The organism is Agarivorans sp. Alg241-V36 (genome assembly GCF_900537085.1).
GTDB lineage: Bacteria > Pseudomonadota > Gammaproteobacteria > Enterobacterales > Celerinatantimonadaceae > Agarivorans.
In genome coordinates this window covers 358,862-381,822 of the sequence record NZ_UNRE01000006.1, presented here as the reverse complement: position 1 = coordinate 381,822, position 22,961 = coordinate 358,862, and the positions used below count along the sequence as shown (strand labels likewise).

The following is a 22,961-nucleotide window of genomic DNA, read 5'->3' as shown; positions in this document are numbered from 1 at the left end:
GGTCATTTGTAGTCTACAAAAGCCAATGCAAACTAACCGCAGCAAAGTGTAAAGCTATGTAAAAGCCGAACATTAAGCACGGCAAAGCGCTGTGAGTTTTGTACAATTTGCTTATTGATGTTGAATAGAGAATCGCCCAGTGGATTTACTACTTATAGATGACGACAAAGAACTGACCGAGTTACTCGGCGAACTCTTAGAACTAGAAGGATTTAGTTGTGAGGTATGCAACGACGGTTTAAGCGGCTTAGCCAAGCTAGCCGAAAAGCGCTACGACTTAGTACTGCTCGACGTAATGATGCCAGGCAAAAATGGTTTTGAAGTATTAAAAGAATTACGCAAAGACAACCAGCAACCGGTATTAATGCTTACCGCCAAAGGTGATGAAATAGATCGCGTGCTGGGTTTAGAGTTAGGCGCCGACGATTACTTAGCTAAACCTTTTAGCGAGCGAGAATTGCTAGCGCGCATAAGAGCGATTTTGCGCCGTACGCAAAGCAGCCAAGCCACAGATCCCAAGCAAGATTTGATTTGCCACCAAGACTTATGCCTCTCGGTTGCTAAGCAGCAAGTGCACTGCGACGAGCAAGAGTTAGAGCTCACCAGTACCGAGCTGTTATTGCTACAACACTTGCTTGAACAGCCAGGCAAGCTATTGGAAAAAGACAGCCTAAATCAAAAGGTGTTAGGTAAACGCCTGCAAGCCTTTGACCGCAGCTTAGATATGCACATTAGTAATTTACGTAAAAAAATACCGGCTAGAAAAGACCAGCTTCCACGGATAAAAACCGTGAGAGGCAAGGGCTACATGTGGCTAGAGTGGTAATAATGAAGCGCTTAATCAACAATCTCTTTGTAAAAATCTTCATCTCATTTTGGATGATATTGCTGGTCACTGCCTTTGTGTCCATTAACCTATCTAGAATGCTCAGCGAAGATAACTTTAAAGCACCTAAGTGGGCGGTGAAAAACTTACAAGAGTTTGCTCAGCGTATTGAGCGCAATCCTCAACGCATGCTTAGCCCACGCGTTGAGCCACATATTAAATCACGCTTTGGTAAACCCTTCCTGGTTAACAGTGATGGTGAGGTAGTAAACCATGACGAGCTTAGCCGTGGTATGCGCCGCTTTATTGTTAACCACGACAAGCTCGACGACCCACGCATCATGCTCGACAAGAAGCGTATTCTTATAGGCCCACAAGCGCTTACCATCAATAACCAAGACTACCTACTCTACGCAGAGCGTCGTAGCAACCCAGAGCAGCGCCACGCCATACGTAACTTTGGTGTATCGCCGTTGTTCTTATCGCTAGTGGCAATAGGCTTAAGTTTAGCCCTCTGTTTTCTGCTTACTCGTCACATTGTTAGGCCATTAAAAAAACTGCAGTCTGCGGCAAATAAGGTTTCGCTGGGGTATTTAGATACTCAACTACCCGAGATCCATCGTGGTGATGAAGTTGGTCAACTGTCAGACAGCTTGCAACGTATGGTAGATACGCTCAACCAAGCCATTAATAATCAACAACGTTTACTTAGCGATATTTCCCACGAATTACGGTCGCCACTTACCCGTTTAAATATGGCTTTGGCGCTGCACAAAAAACGCCAACAAACCACGCCGGAGATCGCCCGTATTGAACGTGAATCCCAGCGACTAGCAGAAATGATAGATGCACTTTTGTCGCTATCGCGCATGCAGGTAAATGCCAAGCAACAAAAAATGACCTTGCAAGAACTCATGGAAGATTTAGTCAGCGACTGTGAGTTTGAAGCCGAACAACTTAATAAGCAGTTTAGCGCCAACTACCCTCAGCAACTAAGTGTGGTGTGCTACCCAGAATTGCTTGCCTCCGCTTTGGAGAACGTTTGCCGTAATGCGCTCAAATATGCGGAACAGCAGGTTACCTTAAGTGCCACAGTGCAAGGCAGTACCTTAACGCTGGTGATTAGAGATGATGGCCCAGGTCTTCCAGAAGCCGAGCTCAACAGCATTTTCCGCCCGTTTTATCGCAGTGGAGAAGCCCGCGATCGCGATAGCGGCGGGGTAGGTTTAGGTTTGGCAATTGCCGAATCAGCGATTCGCCAACACGGCGGCAGCATCAGTGCCAGCAATCATTCACTTAAAGGGCTAGAAGTTAGCCTGCGCTTGCCACTACAATAGCGCTTTTCGCAGCCACTTGGATTAATCATGATTAACATTGTGCTATACCAACCAGAAATACCGCAAAACACCGGCGCAATTATCCGTTTAGCGGCGAACAGCGGTTGTAACTTACATCTTATCGAGCCTTTAGGTTTCGCTTGGGATGATAAAAAAGTAAAACGTGCTGGCTTGGATTACCACGAGTTTGCCGAGGTGAAACGCCACGCCGACTACCAAGCTTTTTTAGACAGCGAGCAGCCCAAACGCCTGCTTGCTTGCACTACCAAAGGTAGCGGCTTTCATAGTGACTTTGCTTTTGAGTCAGGTGATTACTTAATGTTTGGCCCAGAAACCCGTGGCTTGCCGGACGAAGTACTCAATGAGATTGATGGTCAATACCGCCTACGAATTCCAATGTTAGCAGACAGCCGCAGCATGAATTTATCAAATGCCGTATCGGTATTTGTTTATGAAGCTTGGCGTCAACTAGGTTACGTAGACGGCGTGTAGGTAGCTCTAAGTGATAAGTGCTAAGCCTTAAACCAACGCTGTTGGCTTAAGGCTTGGTAATAAATCCAGCCTAGGCTTAAACCTCTAATCGCCATAAAACCGCACATTGCTAGCCATAAGGCGTGGTTTCCCCAACTTTGCGTAAGCCACCAAAGCGGAAAGAAACCAGCAAAACTGGCCAACAGCATCGAGTTACGCATAATCCGCCCTTCGGAAGTAGCGATAAAAACCCCATCTAAGATAAAGCACCATACCGATACCAAAGGCAGCAAAATCATCCAATTAAGATAGCTACCGGCAGTGCTGCGAATCTCAGGTATGTCGGTAAGTAAGGCCACTAATTGCGAGCCAAATACACCAAATAGCAAACTAAAACCAATGCCAGCCACCAGCGCTAACAGCAAACATTGCTTAATGGTTTCAACAAATAAGCCGCGGTCATTCCTCCCTTTTGCTTTACCGGCGAGGGCTTCTACAGCGTAAGCTAAACCGTCTAGCGCGAAAGAGACAAACATCAAAAAGTTAAGCAACACCGCATTAGCCGCTACAATGTTGTCACCCAAACGGGAGCCTTGAAAGGTAATAAAAGCAAAGCAAGCTTGTAAGGCAAGCGAGCGTAAAAAAATGTCTCGGCTTAAGGAAAACAATCCCGCTAGGTGCTCGCGGTTAAAATCGGCCCAGCAATCCTGAAGTGAAGGTAAAGCAGCAAAACGCGCTAAAAATTGCTTGCGACACAAGGCTAAACCCACCAGCAAAGAAAAGTAATCGGCAATTACGCTGGCTAAGGCTGCACCCTGCACTTTCCAATCTAAGCCCACTACAAACAATACATCCAAGGCAATGTTAGTGGTATTGGCAACGATCAGCAGTAACATCGGCGCGCGAGCATTTTGCATACCCAGCAACCAACCCAGTAACACCAAATTAAGCAATGCAGCAGGCGCGCCCCAAATGCGGGTAGAAAAGTACTCAGCCGCATAATACTGAACTTGTTCACTGCCGCCCGCCAAAGACAATCCTAGCTGTAATATTGGCTGTTTTAACAGCAGCAATGCCAAGCCAATAGTTACCGCAATGCAGGCAGAATTAAATCCCACTCTCTGCAAAGCTTGCTGATCGTTTGCGCCAAAAGCTTGAGCGCTCAGGCCAGTGGTAGACATGCGTAAAAAGCCACATAGCCAGTACACTAAGCTAATCATCATTGAGCCTAAGGCAACACCACCAAGGTAATAAGCATGATCTAAATGACCAATGACAGCAGTATCCACCAGCCCTAATAAGGGGATAGTAATATTGGATAAAATCATTGGCACGGCAATAGCCGCAATGGCAGAAAAACGCGAAACAGACATGAAAGGAAAATTAAGCAGGCGATAGCGAGAGTGTAAGAGTTAGTTACACTCTCGGCAAGCCTTGAGGGCGATAGGCTTAGAGCCTACAGTAAAGCAAATAACCAGTGGTCAGCCAACAGGGCAACAAACAGCAGCATCAAATACACTATCGAGAAGGCAAATAAACGCATTGCGTCTCGCTGATTATCTCCCTTATACAGTCGCCAGGCCAAGTGCATAAAACGCAAGTTAAGCGCACAACTCAATACCAAATAAACTACGCCGCTCATGCCAACTAAAAAGGGCAACCAAGCTACTGCAAATAGCAGCAAGGAATACAGCAGGATCAGTTTTTTAGTAAAGGTAATGCCGTGAGTAACCGGCAACATTGGAATATTAACCTTGGCGTAATCATCACGTCGAGCAATAGCTAAAGCCCAAAAGTGTGGTGGTGTCCAAGTGAAAATCAGCATTACCAGCAACAAGGGTTCAGCCGATATGGCGTTATTTACGGCCGTCCAGCCCAGCAGTGGCGGCATCGCACCAGCCAAACCACCAATCACAATATTTTGCGGGGTTGCCCGTTTTAACCAAAGGGTATACACCACCGCGTAGCCCACTAAGCTGGCAGCAGTTAGCCAAGCGGTAAGCGGATTAACCCACCAATACAGCATCGCAAAGCCCACCACAGACAATAACGAAGCCCACAGCAAAGCCTGCCAATTAGCGATGGCACCGGTAGGCAAGGGGCGCTTGTGTGTGCGCGCCATGGCTGCATCAGCTTCACTATCTATATAATGATTGAAGGCTGCCGCACCTCCTGCCATTAAGCCAATGCCTAGATTACCTATCAGCAATGCCTGCCATGGTGGTAAGCCAGACGTAGCCAAGCAGGCTCCCACTACCGCAGTAAGTACAATGAGTGCCACTACCTTTGGCTTAGTAAGCTTGTATAAAGCTCGCCAATTAATCCCTTTAGTCAATGAACTTGGCGGATTAAGCGTGTTCAACTTCGCCATAATGCGTCTCCTTTTCCTCAAGGTATGTTGCTACAGCTCCACCTTGATAGTGAGCCAAGATTAAACTGATTAAACTTAACAGCAGCATGGCCGCAACTAAGTTATGCGCCACCGCAATGGCCAGCGGAACTTGCCAAAGCACATTGGCAACCCCCAAGCCAACTTGGGTAAACAATACAAAGATCAACCTAGAAGCACGCCCCCGCTCCATATCACTATGTCGCCGTTGGATGTAACTTAAGGCTAAAATGAATAGGTAAATGGCTGTGACCCCGCCCCAAATCCGGTGGGTAACATGAATGGTTTTACGCTGCTCGTGGCTTAGCACCCCAAATTCGTAATCATTGCCACTAGTTGCTGGCAAGGGATCAAACGCTTCTAACTGATAAGAGCTCAGCCACTCTTCATGACAAAGCGGTAAACCCTGACAAGAAATTGCCGAGTAGTTAGCCGACGTCCAACCGCCCAGCGCGATTTGCACCACTAATACCAATAAACCCAGCCAGAGCCAACGGCCACTGCGCTGCGGTTTACCGACAGGTCGTTTAGCAATCATCAACCAAGTGAACAGCAAAGCCAGCATCGAAAAGCCACCTAATAGGTGACCCATGACCACAATCGGCATTAAACCCAGCGTTACCGTTAGCATGCCTAATATGGCTTGAAAGCCAATCAATAGCACCGACGCCAATGCCAAAAAGCGATGTTGTTTTTGCCAAAATGCTAGAGCAGCTAAAGCCACTACCAGTAAACCCAAAGTGCCTGCAAAATAACGATGGATCATTTCATTCCAGGCTTTGTGGGTTTCTAAGGGCCGTTCTGGATAGGCATTTGCCGCGTGTTGAATGTGTTCTTCACTTTGAGGAACCATTAGCTGCCCATAACAACCGGGCCAATCCGGACAACCCAGCCCAGCATCAGTTAAACGGGTGAATGCACCTAAGCCAATCACCACCACGGCAAGTAAAATAGCTGCAATTAGTCCCTTTTGCATTTGCTGTCCTTAGGCTCTATTGAAACCGCGAGTTTTTGATTAAGCGTTTCAAATCGGTTATTAGCCCTTTAACTTGCTCATCACCTTGAGCGGGCTGGTAACTCAAAATCACCCAACCGGTTGGGTCTACCACCAACCACTGCTGGTCGTAATCAGCTAATTGTTGATTAGCCTGTCCTAGCGTCATTTGCTCAAGGCCATCGTTTATCTGTTCAAGTTTCTCACCAGACATAAGAGCAACCATTTGGGTTTGCTGTTTGGCTATGCCTAAGGCTAACCAAGCATTATTGAGTTTGCTCAGTTGTTGCAAACAGGCTTGTGAGCAGTCGCCATCAATCACTTGAGCGATCGACCACTTACCAATTGGGTAGTTTTCTATCTGCATTGGCGGCTCGAACCACTCACCATGACTTAGTGCACCGGGTTCATACCAACCCATTTTAAGTACCACCCAAGCTAAAATAAGCGGCACTAAAAATACCGAAGCAAGTAACAACATGGTTTTTTGGTGACTTCTCATAAACCTTCCTTGTTTCTGTTTTGCTTGCAAAAATAAATAGTTAAGCCAGCCGCAACCAGGGCCATTAATAGCCACTGCAAAGCGTAGCCTTGGTGCTTTTGCGGCGATATAGAAACCAATTGCGTCGAGCTATGCTCAAGCTGGCTATCTAATACAAATGGCAGTAAATCAATACCCCAATAATCGGCCAAGGCGGCGATATTTATTTGCTGCACTCGCAAGCCCAGGGGTAACTCTTCTAACCAATGCTCTTGCTTTAGCACCACGGGTAAACTTATTTCTCTCACTCGAAAACGCTTTGCTAATGCATCAGTCTTAAGCACTTCGGGCAAAATACTGCGGTCTAAACCAGCAGGCTGCCAAGCTAAGCGCACCAATACATTACCTTGCGGAGTGCTCGCCAGTGTATAAGCGTCGTAGCCCACCACACCGTCGTTCACTTTATTGTCTAACCATAAGTACTTACCCATAGCGGTAATACTGCTTACCGTCACCAGCTGAAATGGCTGCACACCAGAGCGAAGCGCTTGCTCTAAACTGCTTTCTTGCAAAGATTGCTGCTGGTATTGATCTAATAATTGCTGTTTTTGTTCACTGCGTTGCCATTGCCACAAGGAAAGCTTGACCATTAGCCCTATCAGCGCAACCATAAGCACAACAAACAGTATCAAGCGGTAAGAAACTGTTTTTTTATCAGCCTGTTGAGAGAGCTTTGTTATGGTCATAAAACTGCTAATTACCGCGTTAATCTTGTTTGTAGTAGTAAACATGCTGTTTGCTTTACGGGTAATGCTAAAGGGCGGAGAAAAACCAATGACCCATTATTTGGGTAAACGCTTAATCTTTAGCGTGTTGCTTATACTATTGGTTCTACTCGCCATGGCTTTGGGCATTATTCAGCCCAACCCACGCCCTTACTAAAGCACATACACAAAAATAAACAGACACAACCACACCACGTCTACAAAGTGCCAATACCAACTCGAGGCCATAAAGGCAAAGTGACTCTTACCGGTAAAGTGACCTTTTAGTACCCGCAAAAACATCACCGTAAGCATGATGGCGCCCAAGGTAACGTGTAAGCCATGGAATCCAGTGAGTAAGAAAAAGGTATTGCCATAGATGCCCGAATCAAGACGTAAACCTAATTCCTGATATGCATGAATGTATTCTTCAATTTGGAAAAACAGGAAGGCAAAACCCAGCACCAAGGTAATGGCTAACCACAATTTAAGTGGCCCGCGCTTATCTTTCTCCAAACTCACATGAGCAAAGTGCAAAGTCACTGACGAAATAACCAGTATTACCGTGTTCAACAATGGTAAACCGAACCACCCCATTGCCTTTGTGGTTGTTCCTCCGGGCGTTTCCACTAGCGGCCACATAGCTGTGAACTCTGGCCACAACACTGCGCCGGTCATTTCATTGTTACCGGCACCACCAAGCCATGGCACAGCAATCATTCTGGCGTAGAATAGAGCACCAAAAAATGCGCCAAAGAACATTACTTCAGAAAAAATAAACCAGCTCATGCCTTGGCGAAAAGAGCGATCCATTTGCGCGCTATATAAGCCATCCATGCTTTCTTGAATAACATTGCCAAACCAGCCAAACATCATGGTAACTATCACCACAAAGCCGCAAGACAATATCCATAGGCCGTAGCTTTGCTCACTGCCCATTTGCTGAACAGAAAAACCCGCGCCCATCGCAATTAGGAATAAACCCACCGCGCCAACAATTGGCCATATACTTTGTGCGGGAACATAATACTTCTCATAAGGCTGCGTCATTGCCCACCTCTCCATCGGCACTTACTTGTGCTGTTTCAGATTCAATCGGCTCGCCCTCTACGGCAAATAAGGTGTAAGCCAAGGTTAAGGTATTAATATCTTTAGGTAACTCTGGGTCCACATAGAAAAACAAAGGCATATCTTGTTGTTGACCCGGGGCTAAGGTTTGCTGCTCAAAACAAAAACAGCTGACTTTTTTTAAGTGATTGGCAGCTAAACCAGGGCTAACCGAAGGAACCGCCTGTACCGTGCCTCGCTTGGGAGTGAGATTACTCGCGCTAAAATCTACCTGTAGCGTTTCACCCGGATGCACTTTTACTCGGTTAACCTTAGGGCCAAACTTCCAGTTAAGCCCTTGCGGTACATAGCTAATAAACTCTACGGTTACGGTGCGCTGCTCGTCAGTAACTAGGCTTAGCTCACTGGCTTCTTTAGCTGTTTTGCCGTTAATGCCAGTAACCTGACAAAACACGTCATAAAGCGGCACTAAGGCGTAACCAAAGCCGAACATAGCCACCACTACCACCAGCAGTTTTGTGACTAAACGACGATGGCCAAGCATATTATTTAATCTCCGGCGGAGTAGAGAAGCTGTGATAAGGCGCTGGCGATGGCAGTGCATCCCACTCTAAACCTTCAGCTCCTTCCCAAGGTTTAGCCGGAGCGGGTTCACCGCTGCGAATGCACTTGATAACCATGTACAAGAAGATGAATTGAGACAAACCAAAGGCAAAGCCACCAATGCTTACAATGGCGTTAACATCGGCAAACTGCAGGGCATAGTCTGGTATACGCCGTGGCATTCCACCTAAACCTAAGAAGTGCATTGGGAAGAACAACACATTCACCGAGATAAGCGAGCACCAAAAGTGCAACCTACCCAAACCTTCGTCGTACATGTTGCCAGTCCACTTGGGTAGCCAATAATAGGCAGCCGCCATAATCGAGAATACCGCGCCAGTTACCAATACATAGTGGAAGTGCGCCACCACAAAATAGGTATCATGATACTGGAAGTCCACCGGCGTAATCGCCAGCATCAAACCAGAGAAGCCACCAATAGTGAACAGTACGATAAAGGCCAGCGCAAACAACATGGGGGTTTCAAAGGTCATTGAGCCACGCCACATGGTGGCTACCCAGTTAAATACCTTCACCCCGGTAGGCACCGAGATCAGCATGGTACAGAACATAAAGAACAGCTCTGCTTCTACCGGCATTCCCGTGGTAAACATGTGGTGTGCCCACACTACAAAGCTTAAGCCAGCAATAGATGCAGTGGCGTAAACCATCGAGGCATAACCGAACAATCTTTTACGTGAGAAGGCAGGAACAATGGCCGAGATAATGCCGAATGACGGCAAAATCATAATGTAAACTTCAGGATGGCCAAAGAACCAGAATATGTGCTGGAACAGCACGGGGTCTCCCCCGCCCGCAGCATCAAAAAACGAGGTGCCAAAATACTTATCAGTGAGCACCATGGTGACCGCTCCAGCGAGCACCGGCATTACCGCGATCAACAAAAATGCGGTAATAAACCAGGTCCACACAAATAGCGGCAGCTTCATGTAAGTCATACCAGGTGCGCGCAAGTTCATAATGGTCACAATCACGTTGATCGCGCCCATAATCGAACTGATGCCCATAATATGCACCGAGAATACAAACAAGGCAGTACTATCGGGACTGTAGTTAGTAGAGAGCGGAGCGTAGAAAGTCCAACCAAAGTTGGGGCCGCCGCCTTCCATAAATAACGAAGCCAACAGCATGGTGAAGGCAAAAGGTAGAATCCAAAAGCTCCAGTTATTCATCCGAGGCAAGGCCATATCTGGCGCGCCAATCATCATTGGAATCAGCCAGTTAGCCAATCCAGTAAAGGCCGGCATTACCGCACCAAACACCATAATAAGGCCATGCATGGTGGTCATTTGATTAAAGAAGTTAGGTTCAACCAACTGTAAGCCAGGTTGAAACAGTTCTGCGCGAATTACCATAGCCATAGCGCCACCGGTAATAAACATGGCAAAACTGAACCACAAATACATAGAGCCAATGTCTTTGTGGTTAGTGGTTAATACCCAACGCATAAGGCCGCGAGGGGCGCCGTGATGGTGCTCGTCATGGTCAGCATGAACGTCACTAATCGTGCTCATTATTTCTCTCCCTACTGCGCTGCGTTTTGCACGGCCACAACATCCTTGGCCTGCACTAAATCACCGGTATCATTACCCCAAGCATTACGCTCGTAAGTAATTACAGCAGCCAGTTCTTTTAAACCTAGCTGTTTACCAAAGGCTTGCATTGCAGTGCCTGGTACCCCGTGTACAACCACTTCGATGTGTTTAGTTACATCCCCCACAGCAATTGGGCTGTCTTTAAGACCAGGGAATACACCCGGTAAACCTTCACCATTAACTTGGTGACAAGCCGCACAGCTCTTGTCGTAAACTTTTTTGCCTAGCGACATCAGCTCATCCTGTTCCATGGTCATAGCCACCAGCTCTAACTCTTGGGCTTGCTTAGCTAGATAAGCCGCCTCTTCTTCGGCTAGCCAGGTATCGTAGTCGGCCTGAGTTTTAGCAATAACCACAATCGGCATAAAGCCATGGTCTTTACCACATAACTCAGCACACTGGCCGCGGTATATACCGGGTTTATCAATGATGGTCCAAGCTTCGTTAATAAAGCCTGGGTTGGCGTCTTTTTTAACTGCAAAATCAGGTACCCACCACGAGTGGATAACATCTTCTGAGGTCATCAAGAACCGCACTTTTTTATCGATAGGCAATACCAGTGGGCGGTCTACCTCAAGCAAGTAGTTTTTGCGTTTTTCCAGTTTGCCGTTAACTTCATCCATATCAGAAGCCAGCACGCTGTAGAACTCTAATTCACGGTCAAAGTACTTGTAATGCCACTTCCACTGAGAACCCGTAACTTGAATGGTGATATCGGCATCGGAAGGATCTTCCATGGCCAGCAGGGTTTTAGTGGCAGGGATCGCCATTCCAATCAAAATAATGAAGGGAATAATGGTCCAAATAATTTCTACTTTGGTACTTTCATGAAATTGAGCCGGCTTGGCTCCTTTAGACTTACGATGATGAAAAATAGCCCAGAACATGGCGCCAAACACCAGCACCCCAATAGCACAACAAATATAAAAAATTGTCATGTGCAGGCCATAAACCTGCTCACTAATGGCGGTAACACCCGGACGTAAGTTGAATGACATTTCTTGCGCAAATACTTGCGACGAAAAGAATGTCAGCATTAATAGCTGAATCCATCGGCCCACAGCGCTCTCCTTTGCTAGTAGCCAACGACAACAACTCTCCAAACTAGGAAAGTAGCTGCAGAAAAAGGGAAATCCCCCACCCCAAAAGTAGTAGACAGCAACAGCTAAATACAAGCTACTGCTTATAAATTAACCCCTAAGTTAAAGAAATGTAAATATATTGTTGAGATTTTTATGGATAAACACGAAAGATGTGATGCTAACGACAAAAGCCCAAATCAGGCTGATTTGGGCTTAAAAAGGGCGGAACTTATTGCTATGTAAGGCTTACATCCAATCGGCAGTGCGAATAATACCTACCGCTAAACCTTCTATTTCGATGCTTTGATATTCTAAATCAACTTCAATAGTAGAGAGCTCTTCATTCTCTGGATGCAAGTAAACCATTTTACCGTCGCGCTCAAAACGCTTAACAGTAACATCGTCTTCTAAACGCGCCACCACCACTTGGCCGTTGTGAACATCATTGGTTTTATGCACAGCCAGTAAATCGCCATCCATTATGCCAATATCCTTCATGCTCATACCTTGCACCCGCAGCAAATAATCTGCATGAGGGTTAAACAAGTTAGCATCTACCGCATAGTGCGACTCTACATGTTCTTGCGCCAAAATAGGCTCACCGGCAGCCACTTGGCCAATTAAAGGTAAACCCGGCTCTGCTTCCTCGGCCGCAGACTCATTGGCACTGGCGGGCAAGTACGCTTCACTTAAACGGATACCACGCGAAGCCCCCGGGATCATCTCAATAGCGCCCTTTTTAGCTAAAGCACGTAAGTGCTCTTCCGCCGCATTAGCTGAGCGAAAGCCTAACTCCTTGGCAATTTCTGCGCGAGTTGGCGGCATTCCGGTATCGGAAATATGGCGGCGAATAAGTTCAAAGACTTCGGTTTGACGAGGTGTTAAGGGCTTCATAATTTACCTGTAGGTTTATACAGCACACTGTTAGTATATACAGCATAAATAATGAAGCAAGGCTTTATCTAAATCAGTGACTTATTTGTAGGTTTCAGTTTCATTGGAATTCTTTCCGCTACTTTGAAACTACACCCTATATTTTTTGACGTACATCACAAATAAGCAGAGGTTGGAATAAAGAAGGATACGAAGAGTCTAGGTAGCTCATTTTTGGACAGAACTGTGTCAGTGCTTCTTCTAAATTAGCAGTTCATGGACTACCTGAGGTATTGAAAACCTCTAATCAGGTGTCCAAAATTACTCATCCATTACAACAGATCATGGTCGACACACGTCATATCGACCACACATACTGTTAGTGCCAGTTAAAACTCTTGTACTGTAGGGCGCAGTACAATCTCGTTTACATCAACATCGTTTGGCTGTTCAATCACATAAGCGACAGCATTAGCGATAGACGTCGCTGAAATGGCATCGTTATACACCTCATTCACAAATTGAGAGATCGTTGCATCTGAGGTGCCATGTTTAAGCTCAGAATCAATAAGTCCAGGTGAGATGACAGTTGTGCGAATATTACGACCTACCTCCATACGTAGCCCCTCACTAATTGCACGAACGGCAAATTTAGTACCTGCATACACACTGCTCGCTGGCGAAACTTTATGACCAGCAACAGAGGAAATGTTAATAAAGTGACCAGTTTCTTGTCGCTCAAACACTGGAAGTGCAGCTGCAATACCATTAAGTACACCCTTTATATTCACATCGATGGTGTCATTCCACTCTTGTACTTTCAGCGCACTTAAAGGTGAAAGCGGCATAATACCAGCGTTATTGATCATCACATCTGCGCGACCAAACGTCGTTACTGCCAAGTCAACCAGTGCTTTAACGCTCTCACCTATAGTGACATCTGTTGCCAATGCTACTGCCTGACCATTTTCGCTTTGAATTTCAGCAACAATCGCGTCCAGTTTTTCAATGCGGCGCGCACCTAACACCACTTTTGCACCCTGAGAAGCCAGTTTTCTAGCCATTGCCTCACCTAGTCCACTGCTTGCGCCTGTAATTACAACTACTTTGTTTTCAATATTTGTCTTCATATAACTGATTCCTAGGTTTAACTTCTCGGAAGATTGGTTTGTAAGTTCACTGTGTTTAGAACAATACGGCATGCTCAAAAATGCTTATGAGCATTTTTGAGCATATGTCAGGGCTGAATGAGTACAACTAAATCATAGTAAATGAAGCAAGAGCTTGCTCTGCTACTTCAACACCATACTCTTGAACAAAGTGACCCGCTTCTTCAATTTTCATTGGCTCAGGGCAACCTTTGATCACCGCTTTTAGTTGCATCATCGCTGCCTCACCTAAGATTGCATCTTTCATTCCTATCGCCATAAAGCTTTCACCGCTCCATTCATTTGACCAGAACTCAATCGCACGAAGTCCATACTTCACCGCATCATCATCCGCATTCGTTGGGATCATCTGTGGGAATCGTTTCACGCCAACTTTGTAGGTTTTGTCAGGGAATGGCGCGTCATACGCAATTGCATCCATCACATTGACAGCTGCGCCAGCATCACATGCTATGACCCCTGCTACTGGTAATTCTGAAATTGTTTCATTAAGAGCCATCCACTGTACTGCGGCTTCAGCCAGCGGTTCACCATTTGAGATAGCAGTGTTCATCACAATAAGTTTTTTGAAACGATCTTGCATATCCATTGGTATCGTCAAACCAAGGCCCCCTCCCCAATCCTGACAAACCAACACAATATTTTTAAGATCTAAGCGTTCAATTAATTGAATTAGACTGTTTCTGTGGAACTCAAAGTTGTACACAGAGTCTTCAATAGGCTTATCTGAGCGGCCAAAGCCGAATAAATCAGGGGCAACAACACGATGACCTGCATCAGTAAAAACTGGGATCATTTTACGATATAGATAACTCCATGTTGGTTCACCGTGCAAACAGAGAAATGTGTATTCCGAGTTTTTATCACCTTCATCGATATACGCCATTCGCAGCGATTCATATCCGCTGAGATCATCAACATAATTAGGCTGATAAGGAAACGCAGGGAGTACTGAAAAACGCTCTTCTCGAGTTCTTAATGCTTTAATCGTCATTATTATTTCCTACAAATTGGTTGGTATTCATAAAGTCATCTGCACGGTCATTGGTATTATGTAGTGATCGATACAAATGGTATGGATAAATTCTGTACCGATCGATAAGTAAAGTCAACAACGAAATTGACATTTTATAGTGAGTACTACAAAATAGGTATCAATCAATATACTTTAGGTAGGAGTACCATCGGTAATGGTAGGAAGAAAAAGGGCGTTTGACAGAGATATCGCACTCGATAAGGCAATGCGCATATTTTGGAACAACGGTTATACAGCTACATCTGTGGCGCATCTAACCTCAGAACTTGGGATCAATACGCCTAGCTTGTATGCCGCTTTTGGCAACAAAGAGAAGCTATTCAAAGAAGTGATCGCGCATTACATCACGCAATATACTGACCCGTGTTATCGCCATATCACAGAGCCTTCAGACGCGCCTTTCATAGAAAGGCTACGAGCGTGTTTCTATGAGCTAATTCAAGAGTTTTCAGATGCTGATACCCCGCTGGGGTGTTTATTAGTAAAAAGCGTCAATGAGTCTGACAGCGTTGCCTTTCCTGAGGAAGCGACGGTGTACATCAATCAATTTGGATTGAAAACCCAAAAGCTGATCACTACCTTGATCGAGTCTGAGGGTGTAATAACTGAGTCTGAGACCGCAGAACTGCAGACAAAATACCTGCTATCGGTTCTTTATGGGCTTTCTACTCAGATTCGAGCGGGTGAGTCACAGCAAGTTGCAGTATCGGTCATGGACTACGCACTCAATTCGATACAGACTAGCAGCGGTCAGTAATACTATTGTGGTGACGATGCCATTTCACTTAAACCAGTAATATCAGCCATATTTGTTGCAACCACGCCAGGGTGAATATTCCGTATCGATCACTAAGTAATGTCAAAGCTATAACTAAATATTTTTTAGTGAACGATGCAGAATTAGTTCTAACAACCCTTTCTTTTGATTGGGGAGAGAATGGGTGAAGGAGTTTGTGTCGCTTATTGTTATGGTGAGTATCGCCGTTTGAGTCTTGTTGTAAGTTGGCAAACTCTTTTTTTTGTTGTTCTGGTAAATGACAGAGCATAAGTGAATTCTTCATGCAGTCTGTGTGATTGATTTGCAACGAGGATAAGGGGTGAAACCTATTTTGTAGTTATCGCTAAAAAATATTGACATTACTTACTGATCACTACAAAATAAATCCTAGTCAACCGATACATTCAAATGATTGAGTAGGAATATGTTTAAGAAGTTTGTACAAATTACCGCCATTTTTAATTTTCCTGTCGCGATTGGGATCATGATCCCTGAGCTTCTTTCTCCTAAGCCAAGTTCATTCATTGTTACTCTTGTACTCGCTTCGTTCTTTATAAGTATCGGGGCAGCATTACTTTGGGCTGTCTCAGACTTACCTAGCCGTGCTCCTATAATTGTTTGGAATGGCCTTGTTCGACTTTTTGGCTTCTTCGTTGTCAGCTATGCCGCTTTACTTGGTATCGCGCCAATGGCATTTATTCCTATTTCATTAATGGATCTGCTCGCTGCCACAATCTACATAATCGGAAGTTCAAAAATAACGGGGATTCCAGTTATGTCTCTGATTTTAGGAAAGTCCGCTTCTTAAAAGCTTTCGCTTTTTCACTTATAAAGCCAATGTAGCCAATGTAGCCAATGTAGCTAAAGTGAGCTAAGTAGCTTAAAAAGCATCAGATAAGGAATACAGGGGTATGAAACACGATGAATTCAATCAATTTTGTGAAGCTTTAAAATCCTCAACCTATGTCATGCAATGGGGAAACTCACATGTGTGGAAGGTGGGAGGAAAGGTGTATGCAATTGGCTTTACTTTAAAAGAAGGCACGACAGCATATACATTCAAAGCATCGAACCTGAATTATGAGTTTTTGTGTAACCATGATGGCTACCGTCCTGCTCCATACTTTGCTAGTCGAGGGATGAAATGGATCCAGCAAACCGACACCGACGGGAAACTTGATGAAGAGCTGAAGTATTACCTGTCTGAATCCTATCGAATAGTCTCCTCAGCACTAAGTAAACGAAAACAAGCAACGCTTGGCTTACCTCAATGATAGACATGCACTTTAGCGATCTATCCATCATAACTCGCTAAAGTTGCTTGCGGATTAACTATACACCAACTGTTAGACTTCATGTGTGACACTTCTGTCATTGACCGTATTCCAAGAAGAAGCCGAGCCATGAGGCTGGATTCGGTATATCTACTTTTACCCGCTTATACTTGCAATTTCACGAGAGTCGTAAGGTTAAGAGCTTGATGTGAACACATCACTCAGAAAGCTGTTTTACAAGCTCACTCATTAGTAATTGTAGGGTGTATTCCTGAATGAAAAACACACTATTCTGTTGCGCAAACTCATAATGGGGCACTTTCGAGTCAGGGTGGAAGCAGCGGTATTTTGGGAACCTAGAAAAAGCCTAGGGTTCTCAGGCCTTATCACTTCAGAAAAGCCTTGAAAAAAGAATGGTGCAAATTAAGGCTGAGCTTAAAGATAACGACTGAATAAAGCCACTTACATCTAATATAATGGCGATGTCATATCTCACCATTTTTTTGTACTCCTTCAGATTAAATCGGATACTTCAATTTGCAAATAAGCGAGTTAAAAACTAGCTTAAGGCAGTTAGACTTGGGAAAAGTTTATCGGAGGATCCGCTTGGATGCTCGGTGCAAACTAAAAGGCCTGCGTGTGCAGGCCTTTATTATAAGTAACTAAATCAGGTAGCTTATTTGCTGGGCATGATACCTTTACTCGGGTCGATGTTTTTATCGGCGAGTTGGCTGCTTGGTGCATAGTGACGAACCAATACGTTCCACTCTTGACCTTCTTTAAGCCCGGTTAATGGAATGTTGTTTGCGCCGTATTTTGCTTCATCACAACCAAAATGCACGCTGTAACTGCCATCTGCATTTGGCTTAGCTACACCGCTGTTGGTGCTGGCGTCATCATTAAACATAAAGCCATCATCGTTATAAACGGTGAATGACCAAAAACCTTTATTCTTAGGATCTTCAAAGGTCACCGAGTGACACTCGGTTGTTTCAAAGTTAGCAGAGTACTGATACACATTGTCTTTAAAGGTGGCGCCGCCCCAGCCGTAAGCAGCCCCTTGAATTCGCTTTTCTGCAGTAGTGTAATCATTAGTGCCAAACATTTTTTCTGAATCGCCAACGCCTTGTGCTGCTATCTCTTCTAGTATGCCTTTTTTCACAGGCTCAAGCTTGGCTGCTAAAGTCGCTAAGTCGTAGCCCGCAAAGATTGGGTAATCATCGCTAGAGGCAGCATCAATTACTAGCTTATCTTGCAACTTGTTAAGCTCTGCAATCTCTTGTTTATCATGAATATTTGGTAAATACGCTCGCACCATAACAAACATAAACTTGGTTGAACTTGGCACTTCTAGGGTTTCGTTACCTTGGGTATATACCATATCGTAAGTTTGATGGTTTTCATCAGTAAACTGCACCATAACAAAACGCTCACCGAAGTCAGGAAGGGTTACACTGGCTCCCTTCTCGGTATCTACAACCGCTGTTGAGTAAATGGTGTCACGATTCATTCGAACAATAGGTTGATCTTCGGTTAACGGTGGTACACGAAAATGCCGCCAAGAATTTACACCATCCGTTGCTTTAGCTTCGGTTACTGCAAAATATTTAGATGTTTCAGCCACAATATAATTATCGCGAGTCACCTCTGTTTGAGCATTAGCAATGGTCGATATACTCAAAGTGGCTAAGGCAAGAGGGGCAATTAAAAATTTGTTCATCATGTATGTTCTCTCAAGGTTTGATAGTAACTACAACTAAAACGTTTATTGCTTAAATTAGGCGTGTCGAGCTTTTCTAAAATGCGCGAATGAAGCAAATGGTATTGCTCCACTCGGTCAAAAATGATCATTTCGCGACTGGTCACTAAGATACGGTTTATATTTGCCGCTTTCATACCAAGGCTTAACCGCTTGCTAGCCTTAAGAGTAGTTCATAAGCAGTGGGATGAATAAAGCCTATGCTGTGTTTTTGCAATCCGCTTTAGCGCTAAAATCCCCTCCAGTTGTTACTAGTCTTAAGCGACTTCATAGAGCTTTGAACTTTTACGCTGAGAATGTTTAAAGGTAGAGCTAGCTTAATCAACATGAACAAATTTCATTATTTTGATATCGAATCTGAATTAGACTCACCATGATAGTTCGAACAGCTCACAGTGGTGGTATAAGAAGTTATGGGTAAAGATGTAGTAGTGCTAGATGGTGGCATGGGCCGAGAGCTTAAAAGAATGGGCGCGCCTTTTTCACAACCTTTATGGAGTGCTCAAGCGCTGATTGAATCCCCTTCTTTAGTGCGCCAAGCCCATCAAAACTTTATTGATGCCGGCGCCGAGATAATTACCGTAAACAGCTACGCTTGTGTGCCTTTTCATCTTGGCCAAGAGCTATTTCAACGCCAGGGGGCAGTGCTTGCGCAACAAGCGGCTGAGATTGCAAATTCTGTAGCGAGGGATGCCCTTAGCAATACCCAACGCACCATTACTGTGGCCGGCGCTATCCCGCCGGTATTAGGCAGTTACCGGCCCGACTTGTTTGAGCCAAAACAAGCAATGAGTATTCTCGATACTTTGATAAACGCCCAAGAACCCTATGTAGATATTTGGATTGCCGAAACCATTTCTAGCATCGAAGAGTTTACAGCTATTCAGCGCGCTCTTAAAAATAGCAACAAGAAAAAGTATTACGCCTTCACGCTGCAAGATGCTCCCGATGAACAGGTAAAGCTTAGATCTGGCGAGCTAGTCACAGAGGCAGTAACACACGTGTGTGATGCAGACGCAGACGGAATACTATTTAATTGCTCTATTCCCGAGGTAATGGCAGAGGCTATTAAACAAACTAAAACACTAGGTGATGAATATGGGAAAGAGCTGGAAATTGGTGCCTATGCCAATAGCTTTGGACCTATTAAAGCAGGTCACAAAGCCAATAGCTCATTAAATCAAACTAAGGGTTTGTCGGCTGAAGAGTACCTGGAGTTTGTAAAGCAGTGGCAGCGACTTGGCGCCACTATCATAGGCGGTTGTTGTGGTATTCACCCAGAACATATTCAAGCAATTAGCCACTGGAAACACGCTAAGGATAAAGCGACTTCGTAGCCGAACCCCATTCAAGTATTTAGTCTGGCTTAGCACCTTAGCAATAATGCACGCTTAATAAACCAAGGGTATTCAACCAAGAACCCGTTCTTGGTTGAATAACACACACTTAAACGCGAGCGCGGCTTAGCACATAATTTACAATATCTTGATTGTTATGAATGCCGCTAATTGCAGGAATCACCTCGGTCAAAGCACCTTGTTTTAAGGCTTGTTCTGCTTGTTGGTATATCTCAACTGCGCGTTCTGCCACCGCTTCCATTGGATCAATAAAATTTAAGTTAGGGAAAGCTTGCTCTAGTTGCTTTCTTACCAGAGGAAGCTCGGTACAACCTAATATAATTGTGTTTACCCCTTTTGCTACCAGTGGTTCAATGGCTTTTGCTAGCAACTCAGCATTACGGTCAAACTCACCTGATTTAATGCCATTAGCTTGTCGTACCGCTTGCCCAGCCGCACTTTTTTCACCGGTTACTTCCCCGTAAATAGCACTGTGAACATAATGCTCCTGCTCATAGGCTTGTGGTTTTACAAACACCAAATTTGCCTGCTCTAAGTAACGGTCATAAATACCAGAGTTATAGGTGCCGTTAGTACATAGGATGCCAACAATCGATTCTGTATCCTTATCTTTAATAAGCTGGGTGGTGGTTTGTAGCATATCGAGCAAGTACACCGGGCTATGTTTTTGCACTTCATCTCTAAAGTAGTGCGCAGTGTTGCAAGTCATCACCGCAAATTGCACTCCGCAGTTTGCTAGCAACTTGGCTGACTTACTTAGCTCAGGAACTGGGTCTTCCCCCCCTTCGTTAATCGCTTCTGAGCGATCTGGAATGTCTGAGTTTTTAACCACAATCATCGCCATGTGATCTTGGTCTTTTAATGCACCATGCTGCATTTCTGTTTTAGCCACGATATCTTGAAACAGTGCATCTGCTTCTGGTCCCATATTGCCAATAACGCCAAATCGAATGTCTTTCATCATTACCTCAAGTTCATAAATGAAGCATGAGCTTATGGCTGAGGGAGAATATTGGTGAATCAGCTTTGATGGATCAAACCCTCGGATCCTAGACTATCGGCCAACACTAAAGTGCTAAAAAGGGCTTGTTTAAGCCGCAGGAAAACAAGCAGGAAGAGAAAGCTAAGCTTTGTTGAGCTGTACGAAATATTTGCTTAGAGAGTAATAAATCGTTTCTTTAGTACGATCAAAATCAAATAATTCATACTTTAAGATAAATTTAAGCTACTGCCCAATTGCTTAAAAAGTGACTGAGGTATATGCTTACCCCCTATTAATAATACAATATGATTTACTGGAGTTGAATATGACAAAACCTGTCATCGGTTTCATCGGCCTTGGTCTTATGGGCGGCAACATGGTTGAAAACCTGCAAAAGCGCGGTTACCAACTAAATGTAATGGACTTAAACAAAGAGGCTGTTGCTACTTGTGTTGCTCGTGGTGCTAAAGAAGCTAGCTCAGCAAAAGAACTTGCCGCTGCAAGTGACATTGTAATGCTTTGTTTAACCACTTCTGCAGTAGTTGAAAAACTTATCTACGCTGACGACGGCATTTTAGCCGGCATTAAAGACGGCGCAGTATTAGTAGATTTTGGTACTTCTATCCCAGCCTCTACACGTAAGATTGGTGAAGACCTAGCCGCTAAAGGCGCTGGCATGATTGACGCACCTTTAGGTCGTACTCCTGCTCACGCTAAAGATGGTTTACTAAACATCATGGCTGCTGGTGATACAGAAACATTTAACAAAGTTAAGCCAGTATTAGATGAGCAAGGTGAGAACGTATTCCACCTAGGCGCTCTAGGTGCCGGCCATACCACTAAGTTAGTAAATAACTTTATGGGCATGACTACCGTTGTTGCTATGTCGCAAGCTTTCGCTGTTGCCGACCGCGCTGGTGTAAACCGCCAACAATTGTTCGACATTATGTCTGCTGGCCCATCTAACTCACCATTCATGCAGTTTTGTAAAAACTACGCTGTAGATGGCGTAAGTGACTTAGGTTTCTCTATTGCTAACGCAAACAAAGACCTTGGCTACTTCTTAGAAATGGTTAAAGATTTAGGCACTGAATCTAAGATTGCAGAAGGTTCTTCTGCCAATCTAAACGCTGCACTAGACGCAGGCCTAGGCAACGGCAACGTGCCTGAAATCTTCGATTACTTCCTAAAATTAGAGAAGTAGTTTAAGTAAGTTGTTGAAGCGGTGTAGCATGCAAATTGCTACACCGCTTTTTAGTTTCACGCCTACTGTTTTTCCACGCTAGCATTAATACAATACTGGCAAACAAGCCTGCCGAAAGCGGTTCATTAACCCGCGTAGCTTCCGCTACAACCAGCACCGGATTGATATCAATCCAATAGTAATCTTCATCGCCTTGTACCAAGGGACTATTAAAAATACGCGTTACTTCATCTTCGGTAATAAGAGTTTGTCTATTCAAAGACGGATTCATTAAAAATGCGCCGTTCATATGTGGTAAGCCTAAATTATGGCCAAGCTCATGGGCTAATAACTCACCCCCGTAAGATCCCGCAGCATAAGAAGACTCAACCACAAAATCATTACCAAAATACTCACCACAGCCAACAATCCCCGCATTAATGGTACCTCCACAGGCGCTAATCGTGTCGACAAAGTAAAAATTGACCACGTTGGAGGGACCAATGTGTTGATTAAACAACTGAGTGACTTCTGTGCTGGTGGTAATACTTAGCAGTTCCGGAAACACCAACTCGCTGGCGGTACCAATGCGAATATCAATGATGTTTTGGCCAAAGTTAGCTTGGGAATAAATTTCATCCATTGCTGCTTCGTTGGTGGTAATAAATGCTGCTTGAACAAATGGCGAAACTATTAGAGTTAGCGCAAATGCAGCGCGTTTTATTGTTAAAAACATGGTGCGTTCCTTAGCGTGGTAAGCCTAATGAAAACCTTGAGTAACATAATTAACAATAGCAGCCACTGCTAAATAAACTAATTTTTTCAGCGAGATTAACCTACTCAGAGTAACTATTGAGCTTTATTTTAGTTAATTATCTAAGTACTGATTTATTTGAGATAATGCATCAAATCAAAGCC

The 22,961-nt window shown here is 44.5% G+C and carries 24 protein-coding genes; 9 read left to right on the top strand and 15 right to left on the bottom strand.

The features are described 5' to 3' along the window. The first annotated feature begins 139 nt into the window (after nucleotides 1–139). Genes G6R11_RS15795 through trmL form a run of 3 tightly spaced genes read left to right on the top strand, consistent with a single transcriptional unit; the run spans nucleotide 140 to nucleotide 2,655 of the window. Nucleotides 140–826, top strand: a complete 687-nt coding sequence (locus G6R11_RS15795; RefSeq protein WP_163134028.1) for a response regulator — start codon at nucleotides 140–142, stop codon at nucleotides 824–826. Nucleotides 827–828: 2 nt separating this feature from the next. Next, nucleotides 829–2,163, top strand: a complete 1,335-nt coding sequence (locus G6R11_RS15790; RefSeq protein ID WP_163134027.1) for an ATP-binding protein — start codon at nucleotides 829–831, stop codon at nucleotides 2,161–2,163. Nucleotides 2,164–2,190: 27 nt separating this feature from the next. After that, a complete protein-coding gene (trmL, locus tag G6R11_RS15785) occupies nucleotides 2,191–2,655 on the top strand; it encodes a tRNA (uridine(34)/cytosine(34)/5-carboxymethylaminomethyluridine(34)-2'-O)-methyltransferase TrmL (protein ID WP_163134026.1) in 465 nt (154 codons plus the stop codon). A gap of 20 nt (nucleotides 2,656–2,675) precedes the next feature. Here the strand turns inward: trmL and dinF are convergent, their stop codons facing one another. From dinF to G6R11_RS15760, 5 genes are all read right to left on the bottom strand, one after another. After that, nucleotides 2,676–4,007 (bottom strand): MATE family efflux transporter DinF, encoded by a 1,332-nt coding sequence (gene dinF / locus G6R11_RS15780; RefSeq protein ID WP_163134025.1) that lies wholly within the window; start codon nucleotides 4,005–4,007, stop codon nucleotides 2,676–2,678. A gap of 83 nt (nucleotides 4,008–4,090) precedes the next feature. Then, nucleotides 4,091–5,005: a heme o synthase gene (gene cyoE, locus G6R11_RS15775; RefSeq protein WP_205472870.1), complete on the bottom strand. Its 915-nt coding sequence runs from the start codon at nucleotides 5,003–5,005 to the stop codon at nucleotides 4,091–4,093. Further along, a complete protein-coding gene (locus G6R11_RS15770) occupies nucleotides 4,983–5,999 on the bottom strand; it encodes a heme A synthase (RefSeq protein WP_163134024.1) in 1,017 nt (338 codons plus the stop codon). Before G6R11_RS15770 ends, cyoE begins: the two co-directional genes overlap by 23 nt. A gap of 16 nt (nucleotides 6,000–6,015) precedes the next feature. Then, nucleotides 6,016–6,519, bottom strand: a complete 504-nt coding sequence (locus tag G6R11_RS15765) for a hypothetical protein (RefSeq protein WP_163134023.1) — start codon at nucleotides 6,517–6,519, stop codon at nucleotides 6,016–6,018. Further along, nucleotides 6,516–7,244 (bottom strand): SURF1 family protein, encoded by a 729-nt coding sequence (locus G6R11_RS15760; protein WP_163134022.1) that lies wholly within the window; start codon nucleotides 7,242–7,244, stop codon nucleotides 6,516–6,518. Before G6R11_RS15760 ends, G6R11_RS15765 begins: the two co-directional genes overlap by 4 nt. Between G6R11_RS15760 and G6R11_RS15755 the strand changes: the two genes are divergently transcribed. Continuing rightward, entirely contained in the window at nucleotides 7,237–7,440 is a 204-nt protein-coding gene (locus G6R11_RS15755; RefSeq protein ID WP_163134021.1) for a DUF2909 family protein, read from the top strand. The two genes, G6R11_RS15760 and G6R11_RS15755, sit on opposite strands and share 8 nt — an antisense overlap. Here the strand turns inward: G6R11_RS15755 and G6R11_RS15750 are convergent. The 7 genes from G6R11_RS15750 to G6R11_RS15720 all read right to left on the bottom strand — a co-directional run bounded on the left by G6R11_RS15750 (nucleotide 7,437) and on the right by G6R11_RS15720 (nucleotide 14,667). Further along, nucleotides 7,437–8,312: a cytochrome c oxidase subunit 3 gene (locus G6R11_RS15750; RefSeq protein WP_163134020.1), complete on the bottom strand. Its 876-nt coding sequence runs from the start codon at nucleotides 8,310–8,312 to the stop codon at nucleotides 7,437–7,439. The two genes, G6R11_RS15755 and G6R11_RS15750, sit on opposite strands and share 4 nt — an antisense overlap. Further along, nucleotides 8,296–8,874: a cytochrome c oxidase assembly protein gene (locus tag G6R11_RS15745; RefSeq protein ID WP_163134019.1), complete on the bottom strand. Its 579-nt coding sequence runs from the start codon at nucleotides 8,872–8,874 to the stop codon at nucleotides 8,296–8,298. The genes G6R11_RS15750 and G6R11_RS15745 overlap by 17 nt, the downstream gene beginning before the upstream one ends. A 1-nt stretch (nucleotide 8,875) precedes the next feature. Then, a complete protein-coding gene (ctaD, locus tag G6R11_RS15740) occupies nucleotides 8,876–10,468 on the bottom strand; it encodes a cytochrome c oxidase subunit I (RefSeq protein ID WP_163134018.1) in 1,593 nt (530 codons plus the stop codon). A gap of 11 nt (nucleotides 10,469–10,479) precedes the next feature. After that, nucleotides 10,480–11,547 (bottom strand): cytochrome c oxidase subunit II, encoded by a 1,068-nt coding sequence (gene coxB / locus G6R11_RS15735; RefSeq protein WP_205472887.1) that lies wholly within the window; start codon nucleotides 11,545–11,547, stop codon nucleotides 10,480–10,482. Between the two features lie 330 nt (nucleotides 11,548–11,877). Then, nucleotides 11,878–12,525: a transcriptional repressor LexA gene (gene lexA, locus G6R11_RS15730; RefSeq protein ID WP_163134017.1), complete on the bottom strand. Its 648-nt coding sequence runs from the start codon at nucleotides 12,523–12,525 to the stop codon at nucleotides 11,878–11,880. Nucleotides 12,526–12,893: 368 nt separating this feature from the next. Next, on the bottom strand, nucleotides 12,894–13,634 hold the full coding sequence (locus tag G6R11_RS15725; protein ID WP_163134016.1) for an SDR family oxidoreductase: 741 nt from the start codon (nucleotides 13,632–13,634) through the stop codon (nucleotides 12,894–12,896). 127 nt (nucleotides 13,635–13,761) lie between these two features. Next, complete coding sequence (locus tag G6R11_RS15720) at nucleotides 13,762–14,667, bottom strand: haloalkane dehalogenase (protein ID WP_163134015.1); 906 nt, start codon at nucleotides 14,665–14,667, stop codon at nucleotides 13,762–13,764. 196 nt (nucleotides 14,668–14,863) lie between these two features. Between G6R11_RS15720 and G6R11_RS15715 the strand changes: the two genes are divergently transcribed. The 3 genes from G6R11_RS15715 (at nucleotide 14,864) to G6R11_RS15705 (ending at nucleotide 16,761) form a co-directional block, all read left to right on the top strand. Next, nucleotides 14,864–15,466, top strand: coding sequence for a TetR/AcrR family transcriptional regulator (locus G6R11_RS15715; RefSeq protein WP_163134014.1), 603 nt, complete (start codon nucleotides 14,864–14,866; stop codon nucleotides 15,464–15,466). Between the two features lie 445 nt (nucleotides 15,467–15,911). Beyond that, on the top strand, nucleotides 15,912–16,295 hold the full coding sequence (locus G6R11_RS15710) for a hypothetical protein (RefSeq protein ID WP_163134013.1): 384 nt from the start codon (nucleotides 15,912–15,914) through the stop codon (nucleotides 16,293–16,295). Between the two features lie 103 nt (nucleotides 16,296–16,398). Beyond that, a complete protein-coding gene (locus G6R11_RS15705) occupies nucleotides 16,399–16,761 on the top strand; it encodes an MmcQ/YjbR family DNA-binding protein (RefSeq protein ID WP_163134012.1) in 363 nt (120 codons plus the stop codon). A gap of 676 nt (nucleotides 16,762–17,437) precedes the next feature. Here G6R11_RS15705 and G6R11_RS15700 read toward each other — a convergent pair. Then, nucleotides 17,438–18,484, bottom strand: coding sequence for a DUF1254 domain-containing protein (locus G6R11_RS15700; RefSeq protein WP_205472869.1), 1,047 nt, complete (start codon nucleotides 18,482–18,484; stop codon nucleotides 17,438–17,440). 449 nt (nucleotides 18,485–18,933) lie between these two features. Between G6R11_RS15700 and G6R11_RS15695 the strand changes: the two genes are divergently transcribed. Then, nucleotides 18,934–19,857: a homocysteine S-methyltransferase family protein gene (locus G6R11_RS15695; protein ID WP_163134011.1), complete on the top strand. Its 924-nt coding sequence runs from the start codon at nucleotides 18,934–18,936 to the stop codon at nucleotides 19,855–19,857. Nucleotides 19,858–19,966: 109 nt separating this feature from the next. Here G6R11_RS15695 and G6R11_RS15690 read toward each other — a convergent pair whose 3' ends face one another. Next, nucleotides 19,967–20,842 (bottom strand): aspartate/glutamate racemase family protein, encoded by an 876-nt coding sequence (locus G6R11_RS15690; protein ID WP_205472867.1) that lies wholly within the window; start codon nucleotides 20,840–20,842, stop codon nucleotides 19,967–19,969. Nucleotides 20,843–21,185: 343 nt separating this feature from the next. On the opposite strand from G6R11_RS15690, the gene G6R11_RS15685 reads away from it, so the two are divergent. Continuing rightward, entirely contained in the window at nucleotides 21,186–22,064 is an 879-nt protein-coding gene (locus tag G6R11_RS15685; RefSeq protein ID WP_163134010.1) for an NAD(P)-dependent oxidoreductase, read from the top strand. Nucleotide 22,065: 1 nt separating this feature from the next. Here G6R11_RS15685 and G6R11_RS15680 read toward each other — a convergent pair whose 3' ends face one another. Beyond that, nucleotides 22,066–22,779, bottom strand: coding sequence for a zinc-dependent metalloprotease family protein (locus G6R11_RS15680; protein WP_163134009.1), 714 nt, complete (start codon nucleotides 22,777–22,779; stop codon nucleotides 22,066–22,068). Nucleotides 22,780–22,961: the final 182 nt, after the last annotated feature.

What these genes read in the sequence shown, in the direction of transcription:
- G6R11_RS15760 (WP_163134022.1), bottom strand. Translation starts at nt 7,244, where the DNA reads ATGACCATAACAAAGCTCTCTCAACAGGCTGATAAAAAAACAGTTTCT.
- trmL (WP_163134026.1), top strand. Translation starts at nt 2,191, where the DNA reads ATGATTAACATTGTGCTATACCAACCAGAAATACCGCAAAACACCGGC.
- G6R11_RS15690 (WP_205472867.1), bottom strand. Translation starts at nt 20,842, where the DNA reads ATGATGAAAGACATTCGATTTGGCGTTATTGGCAATATGGGACCAGAA.
- G6R11_RS15750 (WP_163134020.1), bottom strand. Translation starts at nt 8,312, where the DNA reads ATGACGCAGCCTTATGAGAAGTATTATGTTCCCGCACAAAGTATATGG.
- ctaD (WP_163134018.1), bottom strand. Translation starts at nt 10,468, where the DNA reads ATGAGCACGATTAGTGACGTTCATGCTGACCATGACGAGCACCATCAC.
- G6R11_RS15770 (WP_163134024.1), bottom strand. Translation starts at nt 5,999, where the DNA reads ATGCAAAAGGGACTAATTGCAGCTATTTTACTTGCCGTGGTGGTGATT.
- G6R11_RS15755 (WP_163134021.1), top strand. Translation starts at nt 7,237, where the DNA reads ATGGTCATAAAACTGCTAATTACCGCGTTAATCTTGTTTGTAGTAGTA.
- dinF (WP_163134025.1), bottom strand. Translation starts at nt 4,007, where the DNA reads ATGTCTGTTTCGCGTTTTTCTGCCATTGCGGCTATTGCCGTGCCAATG.
- G6R11_RS15695 (WP_163134011.1), top strand. Translation starts at nt 18,934, where the DNA reads ATGGGTAAAGATGTAGTAGTGCTAGATGGTGGCATGGGCCGAGAGCTT.
- G6R11_RS15685 (WP_163134010.1), top strand. Translation starts at nt 21,186, where the DNA reads ATGACAAAACCTGTCATCGGTTTCATCGGCCTTGGTCTTATGGGCGGC.
- lexA (WP_163134017.1), bottom strand. Translation starts at nt 12,525, where the DNA reads ATGAAGCCCTTAACACCTCGTCAAACCGAAGTCTTTGAACTTATTCGC.
- G6R11_RS15680 (WP_163134009.1), bottom strand. Translation starts at nt 22,779, where the DNA reads ATGTTTTTAACAATAAAACGCGCTGCATTTGCGCTAACTCTAATAGTT.
- G6R11_RS15725 (WP_163134016.1), bottom strand. Translation starts at nt 13,634, where the DNA reads ATGAAGACAAATATTGAAAACAAAGTAGTTGTAATTACAGGCGCAAGC.
- G6R11_RS15705 (WP_163134012.1), top strand. Translation starts at nt 16,399, where the DNA reads ATGAAACACGATGAATTCAATCAATTTTGTGAAGCTTTAAAATCCTCA.
- G6R11_RS15745 (WP_163134019.1), bottom strand. Translation starts at nt 8,874, where the DNA reads ATGCTTGGCCATCGTCGTTTAGTCACAAAACTGCTGGTGGTAGTGGTG.
- G6R11_RS15790 (WP_163134027.1), top strand. Translation starts at nt 829, where the DNA reads ATGAAGCGCTTAATCAACAATCTCTTTGTAAAAATCTTCATCTCATTT.
- G6R11_RS15700 (WP_205472869.1), bottom strand. Translation starts at nt 18,484, where the DNA reads ATGATGAACAAATTTTTAATTGCCCCTCTTGCCTTAGCCACTTTGAGT.
- coxB (WP_205472887.1), bottom strand. Translation starts at nt 11,547, where the DNA reads ATGTCATTCAACTTACGTCCGGGTGTTACCGCCATTAGTGAGCAGGTT.
- G6R11_RS15720 (WP_163134015.1), bottom strand. Translation starts at nt 14,667, where the DNA reads ATGACGATTAAAGCATTAAGAACTCGAGAAGAGCGTTTTTCAGTACTC.
- cyoE (WP_205472870.1), bottom strand. Translation starts at nt 5,005, where the DNA reads ATGGCGAAGTTGAACACGCTTAATCCGCCAAGTTCATTGACTAAAGGG.
- G6R11_RS15765 (WP_163134023.1), bottom strand. Translation starts at nt 6,519, where the DNA reads ATGAGAAGTCACCAAAAAACCATGTTGTTACTTGCTTCGGTATTTTTA.
- G6R11_RS15715 (WP_163134014.1), top strand. Translation starts at nt 14,864, where the DNA reads ATGGTAGGAAGAAAAAGGGCGTTTGACAGAGATATCGCACTCGATAAG.
- G6R11_RS15710 (WP_163134013.1), top strand. Translation starts at nt 15,912, where the DNA reads ATGTTTAAGAAGTTTGTACAAATTACCGCCATTTTTAATTTTCCTGTC.